Source organism: Pseudomonas juntendi, from assembly GCF_009932375.1.
GTDB classification, from domain to species: domain Bacteria; phylum Pseudomonadota; class Gammaproteobacteria; order Pseudomonadales; family Pseudomonadaceae; genus Aquipseudomonas; species Aquipseudomonas juntendi.
In genome coordinates, this window is record NZ_BLJG01000376.1 from 1 (window position 1) to 1,875 (window position 1,875).

Here is a 1,875-nt window from a genome sequence, read left to right on the forward strand (position 1 = left end):
CCGCCAAAACCCTGCGCAACGTCATCATCTATGGCATGGCACTGGGCGGCATGAATTTCCTCTTTTATATGGCACTGCAAACGGTGCCCATCGGCATTGCCGTGGCCCTTGAGTTCACCGGTCCGCTAGCTGTGGCGCTGCTGTCGTCGCGTCGACCCACCGACTTCCTTTGGATCGCATTGGCCATTGTTGGCTTGCTGCTCTTGCTGCCAGCCGGCCATGGCGGGCAAGCACTTGACCCTGTGGGCGCAGCCTATGCCCTGGGGGCGGGTGTTTGCTGGGCACTGTATATCCTGTTCGGGCAACGCGCCGGCGCCGAGCATGGCATCCAGAGTGCCGCCCTGGGCGTTGTGGTAGCCGCCCTGTTCGTCGCACCTATCGGCATCGCCCATGCCGGCAGCGCACTGCTCACCCCGGCGCTGATTCCCGTCGCGCTCGCCGTTGCAGTGCTGTCCACCGCCCTGCCCTACAGCCTGGAGATGATTGCCTTGACGCGCATTCCGGCGCGCACTTTCGGCACTCTCATGAGCATCGAGCCTGCATTCGGGGCGCTGTCGGGCCTTTTGTTCCTTGGCGAAGTTCTGACAGTCACCCAATGGCTGGCGATCCTGGCGATCATTGCGGCCTCTGTGGGCACCACGCTGTCGATGCGAAAAGAAACCAGCCCACCCATCGCCGCCGACTGATATGAGAAATATTTTCATTTGAGACCGTATTAATGATTGTCGCGATCGGCCCCGCTGATTAAGCTGTCACAGCATCACGATCTTCACGCGTTCTACTGAAGCGAACACTGGCGCTGAGGAAACTCAGGAAGAACCGAAGCGATAACGACAGGGTCTGACATCGGATTCGCCCTGCATATAAGGACAGGAATGAAACGTATTTTTCTCATCCTGGCCATCTTGGCTATTGCTGGATGTGCCGCCACGGCCAAGACCGAGGTCAAGAAGGGCAAAAAGGGCCTGCATATCAATTGCTCCGGCCTTTCATCCTCGTGGGACAAGTGTTACAGCAAGGCTGCAAGCGCTTGCAGCACCCGCGGTTACCGGGTGGTCGCACGGTCTGGTGACAGCGACGAAGAAGACGGTGACTATTTGTTCGGCATCAACCCAGCGGGCTACACCAGCCGCAGCATGATCGTCATCTGCAAATAGCAGCAAGGGCAGCGCATCGGCTGCCCTCTTTGCCGCGCTTTACAGCGGCGCGGTGCGCGCCTCGAGCCAGCCAAGCGCCTCCCCTTTCAACAACGGGGCCAAACGCTCGCGCACGTGGGCATGATAGCCATTGAGCCACTCCAGTTCACATTGGGTCAGTCGTTCGGGCAGGAGGCAGCGGGTGTCGATCGGGCACAGCGTCAAGGTCTCGAAGTTCAGGAAGTCACCGAAGGCGCTCGTGCCCGCTTCGCGGTTGACCACCAGATTCTCGATGCGTACCCCCCATTGCCCAGGCCTGTAGGTGCCCGGCTCGATCGAGCTGATCATGCCCGCCTGCATGGCCGTATGGGGCGCCGGTGCCGCTTGGTAGGCAATCACTTGTGGCCCCTCATGCACATTGAGGAAATAGCCCACCCCGTGCCCGGTCCCATGCCCGTAGTCGACCTGGTCAGCCCAGATCGGCGCGCGCGCAATGGCATCGAGCAGGGGCGACAGGATGCCACGGGGAAACGTGGCCCGCGACAGGGCGATCATGCCTTTGAGCACGCGGGTGCAGTCTTCCTTCTGTGCGTGGCTGGGAACACCCACCGGCACCATGCGAGTGATGTCAGTAGTCCCCCCCAGGTACTGCCCCCCCCGAATCGCCCCGCAACAGCCCGTTGCCTTCGATGCGTGCCTGCGACTGCTCGGTGGCGCGGTCATGCGTCATCGCACCACT

General features: G+C 61.3%; 2 protein-coding genes and 1 pseudogene. 2 read left to right on the forward strand and 1 reads right to left on the reverse strand.

The genetic code is table 11. The features are described 5' to 3' along the window. Together GYA94_RS26100 and GYA94_RS26105 are read left to right on the forward strand one after the other, a co-directional pair. On the forward strand, positions 1 to 686 hold a 686-nt coding region (locus GYA94_RS26100; RefSeq protein ID WP_161893399.1), incomplete at its 5' end, for an EamA family transporter. A gap of 189 nt (positions 687 to 875) precedes the next feature. After that, on the forward strand, positions 876 to 1,157 hold the full coding sequence (locus GYA94_RS26105; RefSeq protein WP_009684158.1) for a hypothetical protein: 282 nt from the start codon (positions 876 to 878) through the stop codon (positions 1,155 to 1,157). A 39-nt stretch (positions 1,158 to 1,196) separates the two neighbouring features. On the opposite strand, the pseudogene GYA94_RS26110 reads toward GYA94_RS26105, so the two are convergent. After that, positions 1,197 to 1,875: pseudogene (locus tag GYA94_RS26110) on the reverse strand (M24 family metallopeptidase); the annotation flags it as partial.

Coding starts and splice junctions, on each gene's coding strand:
- GYA94_RS26105 (WP_009684158.1), top strand. CDS start 876: ATGAAACGTATTTTTCTCATCCTGGCCATCTTGGCTATTGCTGGATGT.